The organism is Kitasatospora sp. NPDC054768 (genome assembly GCF_053612025.1).
On sequence record NZ_JBSHBN010000006.1, the window covers coordinates 60,753 to 76,086 of the forward strand.

The following is a 15,334-nucleotide window of genomic DNA, read 5'->3' on the forward strand; positions in this document are numbered from 1 at the left end:
TCCTGCGGTCAGTGCGTCAGGTCCACGACGGGACCGTTGAACGTTCCGTCGCTCGACACCGTCAACTCGCTGGGCACCCCGTCCACCTGGACCCGGGCCAGGTACGCGGTCGGGCGTACGCCGACGACCGGCACCCGGACCTCGTACGGGTCGGTGCGCGGCTGCGGCGGCGCGGGCGCGCGGAACTGGTGGCTCGCCCCGCGCCGCCCGGCGGGCGGGTGCAACTCGTCCAGCAGCAGCAGGACCTGCTGGTCGTCCCGGAGCGGCAGGTCCAGCCGGACGTCCAGCCGGGCCGAGACCCCGGAGGGTCCGTCGCCGCGGTCCGCCGTGCCGATCGGCCCGACGATCCGCGGCTGCCGGGCGAAGGTCTGCGCGTTGGACTCCAGCGCGAGGTGGTCGGCGGCGGGCCTGCCGTCCAGCGCCAGTCCGTGCAGGACCTGCACCTGGTACACGCCGGGCGGCAGGTCCTCCGGGACGGCGACCACCAGCCGGTCGTCCCGGACGCCGCCCGGGTCGACCGGCACCCGCCGCTCGCCCAGCCGGGCCACGACCAGGTCGGCGCGCAGGCCGGTGCCCTCCAGCACCAGTTCCCGGTCCTTGGTCACCGGCCCTTCCCCGGGAGCACCGGGGGACCCGGCGGGCCGGGACAGCACTCGCTCCACGACCGGCCCACGGGACGGCACGGCCCGCACGGTACGGCGCAGCACCGGCTTGCCGGCCACCGGATCGACCCTGCCCTCCACGAGGACGGCGGCGGCCTGGTAGGTCACGGACAGCGCGTACGGCGTCTGGAGCAGCGTGCTCCACAGCTTGGACAGCTCCTCGACGTCCATCGTCGTGGGCGTGAAGCGCACCCGCTGCGGCGAGGCGGCCAGGTCCGTCCCCACCAGGTACGGCTGGGCGGCTGCCTCCTCGATCAACTGCCGGGACAGCACCGGCTGTTCGGTCAGTGCCCGGACCACGCAGCCGAGCAGCCGCTGGCCGACCAGCTGGGACTCCTCGCCGTAACAGCTGATCAGGTAGTGCAGGTCCAGGGCGGAGGCCGGCCGGGCCAGCACCGTGCCGTCCGTCGCGCGGGTGGGCGCGTCGCGGTTGCGCAGCGAGGCGTTGGCCGTGACCTGATAGAGGAAGACGGTGATGGTCGGGTCGGTGGGCGGCTCGGTCGGCGGCTTGCGGGCGCCGACCTCGACCGCGAACGGGATGTCGGGCGAGAGCGCTCGGGTGATGAGCAGCCGCAGCGCCTCGCTCACGGTGGCGATCGCGAGGTGGTTGCTCACGGGTTCGTCCCCTCGGTCATGTGCCCCACCCGCCCGCTCATGAGGTCTCCCGGTCGAGGTACTTGTCCAGGTCGAGGGCCGGGCCCGGGCGGGCGGCCGCCGGCTTGGGCGGTCCGGCCGGGGTGCGCTGGGCGGCCTTGACCTCGACCCGCCCGATCTGGACCCGCACCACCCGCTCGATCGGCCGCTGCCGGCGTCGGGCCCCGGTCCCGTGCGCCCGGCCCGGAGCAGCTGCCCCGGCGGCCCGCCGTACGGACGCCGGTGCGGCGGCCGGCCGGGCCGGTACGGGCGGTGCCGCGGTCGGCGGCTCGGGGGCGGCCGCCAGGTGTCGTGCGGTGACGGGCGTCGGTACGGCTGCCGGGCGGGCGGCCTCCCTCCGCACCGCCGGCTCGACGGCCGGTGCGGCACCGGGGGTGACCGGCGGCGCGATCAGCAGCGGCGTGCGCGGCAGCGGAAGGACGGGTGCGACAGCCGGCCTGTCCTCACCGACCACCGCCCGCAGCGCCCTTTCGACCGGCGCCGCGGGCGGCGTCGCCGGCGGCCGGGGGAGTGGCACGGGAACGGGTCGTCCGCCCGAGCGGCCCGGCCCGAACGACTCCTCGTCCACGACCGGCGGCGCCGGAGCGAGCGCGTCGAGCCGTTCGAACGGCCCCGGCAGGCGCGGGCGCACCCGTACCCCGGTCCGGTCCCTGCCCGGGCCGCCCTTCGCCACCAGGCGGTCGAAGTGGTCAGGCATCTGCACACAGCTCCAGGTAGTAGCGGCGCCGCAGTGGGCTGAGCGCCAGGATCTCCGCCTCGCTCCAGCCGTAGGCGGTGGCCAGGAGGTGGACATGGAGCAGGGTCGCCCGGGCCCAGTCGTCCAGCTCCTCCCAGAGGTAGGAGGCGATGTCCAGCTCGGCGAGGGCCTGCTCGCCGCACTCGGGGCAGCCGAGGTGCAGCCGGACGTCGGCGCAGGGGTCGGCTGCGGCGGCGGCCTCGGCCACGCGCCGCTGGACCGGTTCGGGGAGCTGCCGGGCGGCGACCGGCTCCCCGCCGTGCTCGGCGATCAGCACGCACCGCTCCAGCACCACGGCCCTGGCCTGGTCCGCGGGGGTCTGTTCGGCGGCGGCCAGATCGCCGGGGGTGGGCAGCCGGAAGCCGACCTGCCAGCCGTCCAGCTCCACCCGCAGCGGGCCGTCCGCCGGCCGCGCGGCACCGACCACCTCCCCGGAGTCGAAGGCGAACTCCATCTCCTCCGCGCAACTCGGGCAGCTGACCCGCACATTGAGCCGTTCGCCGAACAACTCGGCGCGCAGGCCGTACAGTTCGGCGTCCCGATGGCCGAGTGGAACGGCCAGCAGCTCCTCCGTCCCGGCGCCCGGACGGGCGACGGCGTGCAGCAGCAGGGCCCGCCCGGTGCGGCCGGCCGCCAGCCCGGCCTCCCAGGCGGCCAACAGGGCGGCCTCGCCGGCGAGTTCCATCGGTCGGCCGCTCAGGCCGGCTGCTGGAACGAGGGCTCTTCCGGTTCGGGCGTCTCCTCGTCCCGCTCCCAGCCCTCCACTTCCAGCTTGAGGCTCTGGATCGCCACCGCGTTGGCGTTGGCGTCCAGTTCGCCGAGCACCTGGTACTCACTCGGCCAGGCGCGGTACAGCTTGTGGGCGACCGCCACCTGACCGGCCTCGTTGAGCACCTGGATCACCAGGTCCTTGCGGAAGTCCCGCAATGAGACCTCCGCCCCGCGGCCCGCGCCGACCATCCAGACCTTGTTGGCCCAGCGGTCGAACTCCGGGTCGTGAGTGACCCCGCGCTCCAGGGTGACCGCCTCGAAGTCGGTGCGCCCCGGCGACTTGCGTGGCGCGCTCGGATCGCCCCCGCTGCGGTGCTTCACCACCTCGGTGGTGCGCTTGAGCGGGCTGATCTTGCTGATTCCGGCGACGACCCGACCGTCCCAGACGACCAGGAACTTGAAATTCTTGTACGGATCGAACCGGTGCGGATTGACGGTGAACTCGACCATGGAGATCCTAAACCTCGAACTGTCCGGCGAGCTGCTCGATCTTGACGATCACGAATTCCGCGGGCTTGAGTGGCGCGAATCCGACCACGACGTTCACCACACCGCGATTGATGTCGTCCTGGGTGGTGGTGTCCTTGTCGCACTTGACGAAATAGGCCGAGCGCGCCGACGTGCCCTGGAACGCGCCCTGCTGGAACAGCGAGTGCAGGAACGCGCCCACGTTCAGCCGGATCTGCGCCCACAGCCGCTCGTCGTTGGGCTCGAACACGACCCATTTGGTGCCGCGGTAGAGGCTCTCCTCCAGCATCAGCGCCAGGCGCCGCACCGGGACGTACTTCCACTGCGAGCTGAGCACGTCGGCGCCCGCCATGGTCCGCGCGCCCCAGGCCACCGGGCCCACCACCGGGAACGTCCGAAGGCAGTTCACCGCGAGCGGGTTCAGCAGGCCGTTCTCCCGGTCCGTCAGCGGGACGGTCAGCGCGCGCACCCCGGGCAGTCCGGCCTCGGTGCCCGCGGGTGCCTTCCACACGCCCCGCTGGCCGTCGGTGCGCGCCATCACGCCGGCGATGGTGCCCGACGGCGGGAAGCTGCGCAGCCGGCCGGTGAGCGGGTCGACCAGCTCCAGGTGCGGGAAGTACAGCGCGGCGTGGTCGCTGCGCACCGAGTCGAAGGCGGACAGGCCCGCCCGGGCGGCGTCCAGTGTCGTCCACGCCTGCGGCGAGTCGACGATCAGGAACATCCGCTGCTCCACGCAGAGTGCCTGGGCGGCCGAGACGACCGTGACGGCGTCGTCCAGGCTGGCGTAGCCGGCCAGTTCCGGCAGCACCAGCAGGTTGACGTCCGGCACGTCGCGCAGGGCCTGGATGCCGGTCTTGCCGGCCTCGCTGCCGATCAGGTCGGTCATGCCGGGGGCTGCGCCGTCCTGGCCGCCGGCGAGGGCGAGGACCGGCGGGTTGACCGAGCCCTCCAGCCCGAGGTTGTTGGCGGCCTCACCGAGGAAGCGCACCACGTCGGCCGGGTCGGTGGAGCCGGCGACGACCTGGAGCTGCCGCCCGAACACGCTCACCCGGGTGCCCGCGAAGGCCCGCTTGCCCGGGGAGTCGGGCAGGGCCCGCAGCTTGCGCTCCAGCAGCAGGGCGAGTTCGGGGACGGTGGTCGGCGCGGTGCCGTCTGCGGCCGGGTCGTAGATCTTGACGGTCCGCGAGATGTCGGCGATCTTCACCTGGATCTCGTGGGTGAGGTCCGGCAGCGTGGCCGCGAAGGGCTTGGAGACGGTGCCCACCGGGTCCGGTCGGCTCTCCGCCAGGACCTTCGCCCGGACGACGCCCGAGCCGCTGTTCACCACCGTCTCGGCGAACCGGGGGCTGGCGGCCCGGACCGACAGGTCCGCGAAGGACTCCCGGACGGCGCCGGAGGTGTCGAAGACCTGGAGGTTGAAGGTCTCGGCCGGGGTCGGCGTCCGGTAGTCCACGGCGACCCGCAGCCCCCCGCCCCAGAGTCCCGGCTCGACGGCCGTGACCTCCAGGGCCGGGGTGGCGGTGGAGGACTGCGTCGAGTTGAGCGTGACGCCCGCGGCGGCGCCGGTGCCGGCCGCCGCGACCCGGACCACGACCCCGACCGAGCCCCCGTTGAGGAAGAACTGCTGGACGGCGTAGCTGACCGGGCTCTGACCCGCGAGTCCGCCGAAACGGCGTTCGAAGTCCGCGAAGCTGGTGATGGTGACCGGCTGGTCGAGCGGGCCGCGCCGGGTGGCCCCGACGAAGGCGGTCACCGAGGTGCTCACCGCGGTGATGGTACGGACGCCGCTGGGAAGCTCTTCGATGTAGACGCCCGGGTAGGTCGGTGTCGTCGGCAATTCCCCCTCCGTTCACTTCGTGCATCAAGAGGCCGTTGAATGGGATCCGGATGCATTGGTGGCAGGCTCAGTCTCAGATTCAGGTGACAATTCGTCAAGGCCTGAACGTGAAAGGCTAATTGTATTACTGGGCCTGATTTCGGGGTTGCGGAATATGGTGGTCCGCAACCCTTGTGCGGGTGCCCGTCAGCCGCCTTCGGGCAGGTTCCGGTAGTCGGGTCGGGCCGGCGTGGGGTCCGGCGGCGTCGTTGCGGGCGCGGGCGCGGGCGCGGGCTCCGGCTCCGGCGCCGGTGCCGGCGTGGGTGCGGGTGCGGACGGCGCAGGCGTAGGTGCGGCGGGCGCAGGTGCGGGTGCGGCAGGTGCGGGTGCGGGTGCGGGTGTGGGCGCGGGGACCGGCGGCTGGTAGGACGGCGGCCGGGCGGCCCCCAGGAACCAGCCCCAGCTCGCGCCGAACCGGTGCTCCAGGAACCGGAACGCGGCGTAGTAGACCGTACCGAAGCCGGTGACCAGGGCGGAGGTGACGGAGGCGTTGTCCAGGTGGATGCCGAGCCGCGCGGCCTGCACCACGAGGAACGCGACGATGTAGGGCACGCACGTGCGCCACAGCGACAGGGCGAGTTGGTACATCTGTCCTCCTCGGCCGGTGTCAGCCGACGACGGTGAAGCCGTGCGCCTGGCCGAGCCGGGTCAGCGAGTTGATGCCGGGTATGCCGTCCGCCTGCTGCCCGCCGTACCCGTACCGGCGCTGCAACTCGGCGTAGGCGTCGACGGTCTTCGTGCCGAACGAGCCGTCGGCCCACTGCCGGTCGAGCAGCCCCTCGGCGACGAGCGCCCGCTCCACCGTGTACACGTCGTCCGGGTACGTGGTGGCGCCCTGGGCCGCGTCCGGGTCCTGGCGAGCCGCCGCGACCACCCTCGACTTCGACACCTCGGCGAGCGGGACGGCCCCGCCGAGCAGCCGGCGCAGCGAGGCCTCGCCGGGCACGCCGTCCGCGTCCCCGCCGGAGTAGCCCAGACCGCGCTGGAAGTCGGCGTAGTTGAGGGTGTCGGCGTCGGTCCAGGCCGGGCCGGGGCCCTGGCTGTAGTGCGAGCCGAAGTCCGCCGCCACCAGCGCCTCGCCGACGAGGGTGACCTGCGGACCGTGCGCGCCGTAGCCGTACGGCAGGCCGCCGACGCTGTTCTGGTACCGGGCCGGGGTCGGCTCCGGGGTCGGGTCCGGCTGGGGCGCGGGCTGTTGGGGCGGGGTGACCACCGTGCCGGAGGGGCGCGGCGCACCCGACGTCACCCAGGCGTACAGCGCCGGGCCGGGACAGTCGGTCGAGTAGCCGTCCTGGTGCCCCTTGATCTCCGGGCCCGCCGGGCCCTGCTGCTCGCAGTACTCGATCGCGTCCCGCAGCCCGTTGAGCTGGTCCGGGGTGGGCACGGTCGAGCCGGAGGCGCCGACCAGCCCGCACACCGCGTAGTGCGCCTCGTTGAGCGGGACATCGCCGTTGGCGCTGTTGCGCCGGTTCAGCCCGCGGCCCTCGAACACGTGGCCGTGCTCGCAGACCACGAAGCTGTAGCCGATGTCCGACCAGCCGTCGTCGTCCATGTGCGAGGCCTGGAGGCGCCGTACGTAGGCCGGGCAGGTGTCGTGGCTGTCGAAGGTGTACGCCGTGCCGAGATAGTGCACCTTCACTCCGGCGCGCGGACCGGCGTACGGGATCGAACCGTTGGGCTCGCGCCAGGGCCGCGCGCCCCACTGGTCCCGGGGCACCAGCTGGAGCCCCGGCCAGTCGGGCGGCTGCGGCCCCGGGGTCGGGGTCGGCGCGGGAGGCTCGGGGTCCGGGGTCCGGCCGGCGCCGGCCCACGCCCGCAACTCGTCCAGCGAGCCGTTGAACACGTCCGCGTCGAGCGGGTCGTCGCTGTACTGGTGGAAGCGCCAGGACGCCTGGATCCGCGGCGAACCCGCGGGCACGTAGTCCGCTATCCACAGGAAGTCACCGGCGTTGTCGTCCGTCCGGAACCAGTAGTCCCGGTTGGTGTAGAGCCCGACCAGGCGGTCCGGGTAACGCTGCTTGACCGCCGCCAGCCACCGGTTCTTCGCCTCGGTCGCGTCGCCGTCGCCGACCGACTGTCCGTACGGCTCGAAGTCCAGCACCAGCAGCTCGCCCGCGGGCACTTGCCCCACGACCCGGCAGAAGTGCTCCACCTCACCGTCGACCGGGTTCTCCGCGTGCAGGAAGTGGTAGTGCCCGACCACCAGCCCGCGCCCCCGGGCGTCCGCGAGCTTGTCGGTGTACCCCGACTGGCCGGTGTGGCCGCCTTCGGTGGCCTTGATGAAGACGAATTCCGCGTCCCCCGGGATGCCCGACTGGAAGTCGGAGACGTCATAACCCTTCGCGTATGCCATCAGGATGCTCCCCCTTTGCGCCGATGGCAGCCACGGCCGACCGGCCCCATCCCCCGGGGCGCCGACGCCGGCCAGAGCGTCATGTTCACTCCACATGACAACTGACTGAGCGTCAACTCCCTTGATTTGAAGGTGTTCTGTTGATTCTGCGGGCCTCCTGCGAGTGGCCCGTTCAGCAGACCTGTGCCACGGGCACATTTGCCGGACGACACGCCGACGCGAGGGTGTTCGGAGGGGCCCGTCCGGTGGTCGGGGGGGCGTGGTCGGGCCGGCCGAGGCGGCGCCCCGAACGGGTACCGCCGAGCGGATGTGCTCCGGCGCCGGGGCGTCGGTCGGCGCGGCCGGGGTCGCGGCGGGCGGCCTGCCGCGGGTCGAGGACGTGGTCGGGCGGGCCGGGGTGGGAGCGGGTGCAGGGCGGCCCTGGCTGCCCTGTCCCGTCAACGGGTGAGCCCTGCGCGTGCCGTGGCAGCGGCGCGGGTGACCGGCGCTCGTGAACGATGCGGCAGGGTCCGCGACGGCCTGCAGGCCCATCGCGCTCCCGGCCGGGCTGTGTGCCGGGCCGGGAGCCGGTGGAGCGGGCGGCGGGCGGTGCGGGAACCGGGAAGCGCGCCGGCGCGTCAGGAGTCGGCGCAGGCCTTCCCGATGTCGCCGGCGGCGTCGGTGATCGGCTTGAAGTCGGGCTGTTTGCCCTTGGAGACCCGGTCGATCGCGTCGTTGACGGCCTTGGCCAGCCGGTCGGCCGCGGGGTCGATCTTGTCCCCGCCGTCCTGGCGGATCCTCTTGGCGTCGTCGGCGACCTTCCGCAAGGCCTCGACGGTGTGGTTGCGGCGGTTCTCGTCGGTGATCTGCCCCACGTTGATCGCCGAATCGGCGAGGTCCTGGACGTCGCCGGTGAGGCTGATCGCCCGCTTTCCGCAGTCCAGGGCCTTGTCGGCGTCGCAGGCGGTGAACAGTGGGGCCGCGAGGAGCAGCGCGAGCGTGGTGGCGGCCAATCGGTACGGCTTCCTTGTCATGTCTCTATCCCTCCCGCCGTATCAACGCCGTTCCGCCGTGCGGAGGTTCCGGAAGACCGGGTGAACCGTTGGGAAAGTCTTTGCCCGCCCCGGAAGATGATGTTCCATCATGTGAGCGAAGACGTGCGGGCGTTCACCCCACGGGCGCCGTGCGTGGAGTGAACGCCTGTCCCGGCCCTAGCGGTTGGCGGACCCGGACAGTTCGCGCACCAGGCGGGCGATGGTCGGGGCGGCCACGGCGTGGGCGTCGGCCGCCCGCAGCACGGCGCCGCCGATGGCGTCCAGCTCGGTCGCCCGGCCGGCCTCCACGTCGCGCTGCATCGAGGACTTCATCGCCGCGGGGAGGCGGTCGAAGGAGGTGAGCAGCGCCTGCGCGTCCGCCGGCGCGCCGACCGCCCGGGTGACGGCGGTGATCTCGTCCAGCACCGCGAGGAGTTCGGCCCGGTGCTCGGTGCGCACGGCGCCGATCCCGCTCGCGTGGCGGGTGGTGAGCAGGGCGAACGGGGCGAGGAAGGAGAGCTTGCCCCACAGCATCGCCGTCTCGTCCTCGCGCAGCGTGACGTCCAGCCCGGTGTGGCGCAGCCGTTCGGCGAACCCGGCCACGGGGGAGGCCGGTTCGGCGGTCGCGCCGAGCTCGACGGCGGCGAACGGACTGGTGTGCTCGATCCTCCCGGGCGCCGTCCGGGTGGCCTCGACCCGGATCGTGCCGGCCACCACGCGCCCGGCCGGGTAGCGTTCGCGCAGCAGCGCCATGTGGTCCAGGCCGTTCAGCAGCGGCACCACGATCCCGGTGCCGAGCACCTCCGGGGGCATCCGGTCGAGGGCGGCGGCCAGCGCCGTCTCCTTGACCGTCACGAAGACCGCGTCGACCGGCTCGCGCAGCTCGGTCGCGGCCTCGACCCGGGCGGTGAACTCGCCGAACCGGCCGCTGCGGACGTGCAGTCCGTCCCGCCGGACGGCGGCCGCGGTCTCCTCGCCGGCCAGGCAGACGACCCGGTGGCCGTCGCGGGCGAGCAGCCCGGCGATCAGTCCGCCGACGCCGCCCGGCCCGAGGACGGCGACGGTCAGAGGGGTGGTGGTCATGGTGACTCCCGTGGGTGGGGGTGGGTGGGTGAGGGAGGGCGACGCGGAGGGGCGGGCCCGGCTACGACCCCTCCCAGCAGAACCGGCCCTCCAGGCCGTCCGGGCTGAGGAAGCCGAAGCCGTTGCCGTAACCGAAGTCGAGGAAGTACGGATCGCCCTCGTCCGGGGCGTCCGCGAGGGCGAAGAGGTACTGCCAGGGCGCCGGGACCCGGGCCCGGCCGTTCGCGTAGGACGGGTCTCCGCCGAGATGGTCGTACACGTGGTCGCCGTCCGGGAAGGGCACCTCGGGGCCTTCGTCGCGCAGGTGCCGCTGGAAGGCGGCCCGCTGGTCCATCGCCCGGTCGACGTCGTCCGACAGCGGCACCACGTCCAGGTGGTACTCGACCGGGGTCCGCTCGCCGTCGGCTTCGCAGCGCCAGAGCGTACGGCCCCGGGTGCCGGGCGGGCCGATCACGGCGAACGGCGGGATGCGCCCGCCCGGCTGGACGAGCAGCAGGCCGTCGCCCCGCTCCGGGTCGAGGCCGCCCATGATCTCGTCCTCCTCCTCCAGGAAGAGGTACGCCAGCCGGCCCGGCTCGCCCGGGACGGGGAACTGCCCGATGAACACCAGCGGTTCGCCGGTGGTGGGGGCGAGCGGCCAGGTGGGCTCGGCCAGCCAGCACGGCTCGCCGCCGAGCTTGGGGACCGGTGCGGTGATCGGTCGCTCGGTCGGGCGCGGGGACAGCCGGCGGCGGGGCAGGTAGGCGGCGTCGTGCGGACCGGTGGCGGTGCCGGTCGGGAGGGGGATCATGCGGCGGCCTCGGTGGGTGCGTCGTGCTCGGTCGGTGCGTCGTGCTCTGCGGGGGCGGAGCGGGGGAGGGAGCCGGAGGAGAACGGCTCCTTCCGGTGCGGCTCGCGGCCCGGGGCGGGCAGCCGGACGCCGCGGCCGGTCAGCAGGTCGATGGTCACCGGATCATGATTCCCCGTCGGGCGGAGTCGACGGGAGGCGGGGTGGGGACAGGTGGGCGGGGGAGGGTGCGCCAGGCCGTGGCGGGGCCCGCCGGGGCCTCCGTCCCCGCCCCGCGGGACCGCCCGCGGGCGGCGGTCGCGGGCGAACCGTTCGGGCCGCCGACCGCGCCGCAGCACGGGGACGGCCACCGGGCGGGAGCGCTCCGGAGCCGGCCACGGCAGTGCCGCGACCGGCCCGAGGGGCGTAGCACCACCTGCGGGGTTCGGTTTTCCGAACCCCGGATTCGGGTGCCAGCACAATCGATCTCCCGGCCCCGGACGCCCACGATGGAGGGCATGAACGGGATGACGACAGCCGCCACCACGGCGGCGAACGACGGGATGACGGGCGCGGCCCTGAGCGCGGTCGGGCTGCACCGGGAGTACGGGCGCGGCGCGGCGGCCGTGCGGGCGCTGCGCGGGGTGTCGGTGGGCTTCGCGCCGGGGACGTTCACGGCGGTGATGGGGCCGTCGGGATCCGGCAAGACCACCCTGCTGCACTGCCTGGCCGGGATGGACCGCCCGACCAGGGGCACCGTGCGGTGGGGCGACACCGAGGTGTCCGGGCTGCCCGAACGGCGGCTCGCGGAGCTGCGCCGCACCCGGGTGGGGTTCGTGTTCCAGGCCTTCAACCTGATGCCCGCGATGACGGTCGCGCAGAACGTCGAGCTGCCCGGGCGGCTGGCCGGGCGGCTGGCCGGGCGGCCGCCGGAGCGGGGCGCGGTGCGGGAGGCGCTGGCCCGGGTCGGGCTGGCCGGGCGCGAGCGGCACCGGCCAGGGCAGCTGTCGGGCGGTCAGCAGCAGCGGGTGGCGATAGCCCGGGCCCTGGTCTCCCGGCCGGAGGTGCTGTTCGCCGACGAGCCGACCGGCGCACTGGACCGCGCCACCGGGCAGGAGGTCCTCGGCCTGCTGCGCGCGGGCGTCGACGTCGACGGACAGACCTGTGTGATGGTCACCCACGACCCGGTCGCCGCCGGGTACGCGGACCGGGTGCTGCTGCTCGCCGACGGCCTGCTGGTGGACGAGCTGATCAGGCCGACGGCCGCGCAGGTCGGCGAGCGGCTGAGCCGGTTGGGCGGGTGAGCGCCGTGAGCAGTCCCGTGCTGAGCCTCTCGGCGGGGCAGATCCGCCGCCGCCCGGCCTCCTTCGCCGGGCTGGGAACGGCGCTGTTCCTGGCGGTGGCGGCGGTGACGTTGTTCGGGTCGCTGGTCGCCGCGCAGGTCACGGCACCGGCCGCGGTGTCCCGGACGACGGTGTCCGGGCCGGGCCTGGTGCTGATCGCCGGCGCGTTCGGCGAGATCGCCGTCCTGGTCGCGCTGTTCGTCGTGGTCAACGCGCTCGGCTTCACGCTGCGCCAGCAGCACCGGGAGCTGGCGCTGCTGCGCACCGTCGCGGCGACGCCCCGTCAGGTCCGCCGGGTGGTGCGCGCGCAGGTGGTGGCGACGGCCCTGCTGGTGGCCGTGCCGGGCGGCCTGGCGGGCTTCCTCGCGGCCCGGGCCTTCCTCGCCGCGCTCCAGCGGCGCGACATGGCGGCACCCGGGCTCCGCATACCCGGGGCGCCGGTACCGGCGCTGGTCGGGCTCGGGGTGGCCCTGCTGGTCGGCCTGGCGGCCACCGCGGTCACGGCCCGCCGGATCACCCGGCCCGCCCCGGCCGTCGCGCTGACCGAGGGCGCGGGCGGGCCACGGCGGACGGGCGCGCTGCGGGTGCTCGCCGGGGTGGCCGTGCTCGCCGGCGGCGGGTTGCTGCTGCGACTGGCCGCGAGCCGGCCGGCCGGAGAGCTGGACAAGGCGGGGCAGGCCGCGCTGCTCGGCTCGCTGGTGTTGCTGATCGCGGTCGGACTGCTGGGGCCGGTGGCGGCGAAGGGCCTGGCGGTCGTGCTCGGCGCCCCGGCGCGGGCGCTCGTGCCCAGGGCCGGCTGGCTGGCGGACGCCAACCTCCGCGGCTACGCGGCCCGGCTCTCCTCGGCCGTGGTGCCGGTCGCGCTGCTGGTCGGGCTCTGTGGCACCATGCTGACCCTGACCAGCACCGCGGAGCACGTGGCCCGGGCGACGGGTGCCGCGACCAGCGTCACCAAGGAGAGCGACATCTGGCTGCGCGAGATGGAGCTCGGACTGCTGGTCTGCTTCGCGGCGGTCTCCACGGTCAACACCCTGGTGGCGCTGACCGCCGAGCGGCGCCGGGAGTTCGCGCTGCTGCGCCTGGTCGGGGCGACGCGGCGGCAGCTGTTGCGGATGCTCTCCGTGGAGGCGGCCCTGACCACGGCGATCGGGGTGCTGCTCGGTGCGGCGGTGGCGGCCGCGGCCTCGGGGGCGTTCAGCCTGGCGGTGACGGGCTCGGTGGTCCCGGTGGTGCCGGGCGCGGCCTGCGCCCGGGTGGTGCTGGGAGCAGCGGTGCTCACGGTACCCGGGATCGTGGGCACGGGGCTGTGGGTGGTCGGCGGCCCGGCGGTGGCGTCGACGGGCGGGGAACGGCGGTGAGACGAGGGAGGCCCAGGCGGGCGTCGACGGTGGGCGGGCCGCCGGGTCGGTGCCGTGGTGGTTCGCGGGGCCGCCCGGACGGAGGGGCAGGTGGGTGCGGTGGCTCCGGATACCTGGTGGATGCTGGAGGCCGGTCGGAGGGTGAACGGTGAGGTGGACGGTGGCTGAGCGGCGGCGGTACCGGTCGGTGAGCGGCGGCGAACTGGCCTTCGCGGTGCTCGGGTTGCCGCTCGGGGTGCTCGGCGGGGTGTACGCCGTCGCGATCCTCTATGCCGGGGCGCTGCTCTCGCTCACCGTGCTGGGCCTGCCGTTCGTGGCCGCGGCGCTGCTCGGGGCGAGACGGCTCGGCGGGCTGCACCGGTGGCTGGTCGGGCGGCTGCTCCGGGAGGAGGTGCCCGCGCCGCCGCCGTTGCCGCGCCCGTCCGGGGTGTTCGCCCGGGGCCGGGCGATGCTGACCGACCCGGTGGCCTGGCGGACGCTGCTCTACCTCCTGCTGCGGCTGCCGCTGGGCGTGCTCGGGTTCCTCGCCGTGGTCGTGCTGCCGCTCGGCGGCGTCTGGCTGGTGGGCTTCCCGCTCTGGGTGCGGATGATGGAGCCGGGCCCGCGGTCGATCGGCCTGCTGGACCTGGGAGCGGTCCCGATCGGCCTCGCGGTGCTGGCCGTCGTCCCCGCCGCGGTGCGCGCCCTCGGCGGAGCGGACCGCACGCTCGCCCGCGCCCTGCTCGGGCCGGTGCGCTCGCAGCAGCGGGTGCGTCAGCTGGAGAACGCCCGGGCCACCCTGCTGGCCGAGAACACCGACCGGCTGCGGCGCCTGGAACGCGACCTGCACGACGGCACCCAGGCACAACTGGTCGCGCTCGCCATCACCCTGTCACTCGCCGACGACGTCATGACGGAGGGCGTTCCCTCCGGGGGCGGACCGGCCGGTTCGGGCGGGCCCGACCTCGGGCGGCTGCGCACCCTGGTCGACCGGGCCCGTGGGCAGACCGACGACACCATCGCCGGCCTGCGCCGGCTGACCCGGGGCATCCACCCGGTGGCACTGGACGGCGGGTTGGCCCAGGCGCTGCCGGGGCTGACCGCCACCTCTCCGGTGCCGGTCGACGTCCGGCTGGACCTGCGGGAGCGTCCGGAGGAGGTGATCGAGCGGGCCGTCTACTTCTGCGCGGCCGAGCTGTTGACCAACGTGGCCAAGCACAGCGACGCGCGGTCGGCGGAGCTGACCGTGACCGCGGCCGACGGGAGGGTCCGGCTGACCGTCCGCGACGACGGGCGCGGCGGCGCCGCGATCGGCGCGGGCACCGGCCTGGCCGGCCTGGCCGAACGGCTCGCGGCGGTGGACGGGACGCTGCGGGTGGACAGCCCGCCCGGTGGGCCGACGGTGGTCGGTGCCGAGTTGCCCGGCCGGCTCTGACGGGGGCACGGTCATTGCCTTCGGGGCCGTCGCCCTCCGGGTCCGTCGTTCTCCGGGGCCGCCGGTCTCGGGGTCGCCGGCCTTGGGGTGTCGCCGTTCCGGGTCCGTCGACTCAGGAGGCGCCGCTCTCCGCGAGGTAGGCGAGCACGGCCTTGACCCGCCGGTTGTCGGCGTCGGTCGCGGGCAGGTCGAACTTGCCGAACACCGCGGCCACGTGCTTCTCCACCGCCCGCTCCGAGACCGTCAGCACCGTGGCGATCGAGCGGTTGGAGTGCCCCTGCGCCATCAGCTCCAGCACCTCCCGCTCGCGCGGGGTGAGCGCGTCCACCCGGCTGCGCCGCCCGCCGTGCATCAGGCCGTTGACGATCTCCGGGTCGAGGGCCGTGCCGCCCGCGGCGACCCGGTGCAGGGCGTCCACGAACTCGGAGGTCCGGGCCACCCGCTCCTTGAGCAGGTAGCCGATGCCCGCTGCGCCGGCCGCCAGCAGCCGGGCCGCCCAGACGGTCTCGACGTGCTGGGAGAAGACCAGGATGCCGACCTGGGGCAGGGTGGCCCGGATCTCCACCGCGGCCCGGATGCCCTCGTCGGTGTGGGTGGGCGGCATCCGGATGTCCACCACGGCCACGTCGGGCCGGTGCTCGGTGACGGCGGCCACCAGCTCGGGCGCCGTACCGGCGGTGGCGACCACCGCGCACCCACGGGCGGTGAGGAGTTCGACCATGCCGTCCCGGAGGATCACCGAATCCTCGGCGAGGACGACGCGGAGCTGATTGTCGATCATGCCGTCATTATCCGGCCCGCCGTTCCCGGGAAATCCTTCAGTCCAGACTGGACAGT

15 protein-coding genes are annotated in these 15,334 nt (G+C 74.5%); 3 read left to right on the top strand and 12 right to left on the bottom strand.

Annotated elements, in window-relative coordinates:
- Positions 1-8 precede the first annotated feature (8 nt).
- The 11 genes from ACWGKU_RS03005 to ACWGKU_RS03055 all read right to left on the bottom strand — a co-directional run bounded on the left by ACWGKU_RS03005 (position 9) and on the right by ACWGKU_RS03055 (position 10,564).
- On the bottom strand, positions 9-1,277 hold the full coding sequence (locus ACWGKU_RS03005; protein WP_401046445.1) for a DUF4255 domain-containing protein: 1,269 nt from the start codon (positions 1,275-1,277) through the stop codon (positions 9-11).
- 37 nt (positions 1,278-1,314) lie between these two features.
- Complete coding sequence (locus ACWGKU_RS03010) at positions 1,315-2,013, bottom strand: hypothetical protein (protein ID WP_452177748.1); 699 nt, start codon at positions 2,011-2,013, stop codon at positions 1,315-1,317.
- A complete protein-coding gene (locus ACWGKU_RS03015; protein ID WP_401046441.1) occupies positions 2,006-2,737 on the bottom strand; it encodes a hypothetical protein in 732 nt (243 codons plus the stop codon). The genes ACWGKU_RS03010 and ACWGKU_RS03015 overlap by 8 nt, the downstream gene beginning before the upstream one ends.
- 11 nt (positions 2,738-2,748) lie before the next feature.
- Positions 2,749-3,273: a phage tail protein gene (locus ACWGKU_RS03020; protein ID WP_049649365.1), complete on the bottom strand. Its 525-nt coding sequence runs from the start codon at positions 3,271-3,273 to the stop codon at positions 2,749-2,751.
- Between the two features lie 7 nt (positions 3,274-3,280).
- Positions 3,281-5,128, bottom strand: coding sequence for a phage tail sheath family protein (locus ACWGKU_RS03025; protein ID WP_401046437.1), 1,848 nt, complete (start codon positions 5,126-5,128; stop codon positions 3,281-3,283).
- 186 nt (positions 5,129-5,314) lie between these two features.
- Positions 5,315-5,755: a hypothetical protein gene (locus tag ACWGKU_RS03030; RefSeq protein WP_452177749.1), complete on the bottom strand. Its 441-nt coding sequence runs from the start codon at positions 5,753-5,755 to the stop codon at positions 5,315-5,317.
- Between the two features lie 19 nt (positions 5,756-5,774).
- Positions 5,775-7,520, bottom strand: a complete 1,746-nt coding sequence (locus ACWGKU_RS03035; protein ID WP_452177750.1) for a peptidoglycan-binding protein — start codon at positions 7,518-7,520, stop codon at positions 5,775-5,777.
- A gap of 617 nt (positions 7,521-8,137) precedes the next feature.
- Positions 8,138-8,533, bottom strand: a complete 396-nt coding sequence (locus ACWGKU_RS03040) for a hypothetical protein (protein ID WP_401055986.1) — start codon at positions 8,531-8,533, stop codon at positions 8,138-8,140.
- A 177-nt stretch (positions 8,534-8,710) separates the two neighbouring features.
- Positions 8,711-9,616: a ketopantoate reductase family protein gene (locus ACWGKU_RS03045; protein WP_401055988.1), complete on the bottom strand. Its 906-nt coding sequence runs from the start codon at positions 9,614-9,616 to the stop codon at positions 8,711-8,713.
- 61 nt (positions 9,617-9,677) lie between these two features.
- Entirely contained in the window at positions 9,678-10,406 is a 729-nt protein-coding gene (locus ACWGKU_RS03050; protein WP_452177751.1) for a hypothetical protein, read from the bottom strand.
- Entirely contained in the window at positions 10,403-10,564 is a 162-nt protein-coding gene (locus tag ACWGKU_RS03055; protein ID WP_452177752.1) for a hypothetical protein, read from the bottom strand. The genes ACWGKU_RS03050 and ACWGKU_RS03055 overlap by 4 nt, the downstream gene beginning before the upstream one ends.
- Positions 10,565-10,909: 345 nt before the next feature.
- On the opposite strand from ACWGKU_RS03055, the gene ACWGKU_RS03060 reads away from it, so the two are divergent.
- The 3 genes from ACWGKU_RS03060 (at position 10,910) to ACWGKU_RS03070 (ending at position 14,497) form a co-directional block, all read left to right on the top strand.
- Complete coding sequence (locus ACWGKU_RS03060) at positions 10,910-11,686, top strand: ABC transporter ATP-binding protein (protein ID WP_452177767.1); 777 nt, start codon at positions 10,910-10,912, stop codon at positions 11,684-11,686.
- 5 nt (positions 11,687-11,691) lie between these two features.
- Complete coding sequence (locus ACWGKU_RS03065; protein WP_452177753.1) at positions 11,692-13,083, top strand: FtsX-like permease family protein; 1,392 nt, start codon at positions 11,692-11,694, stop codon at positions 13,081-13,083.
- Between the two features lie 160 nt (positions 13,084-13,243).
- Positions 13,244-14,497: a sensor histidine kinase gene (locus tag ACWGKU_RS03070; protein ID WP_401049608.1), complete on the top strand. Its 1,254-nt coding sequence runs from the start codon at positions 13,244-13,246 to the stop codon at positions 14,495-14,497.
- A 112-nt stretch (positions 14,498-14,609) separates the two neighbouring features.
- Here ACWGKU_RS03070 and ACWGKU_RS03075 read toward each other — a convergent pair whose 3' ends face one another.
- Positions 14,610-15,278 (bottom strand): response regulator, encoded by a 669-nt coding sequence (locus tag ACWGKU_RS03075; protein WP_452177754.1) that lies wholly within the window; start codon positions 15,276-15,278, stop codon positions 14,610-14,612.
- Positions 15,279-15,334 lie beyond the last annotated feature (56 nt).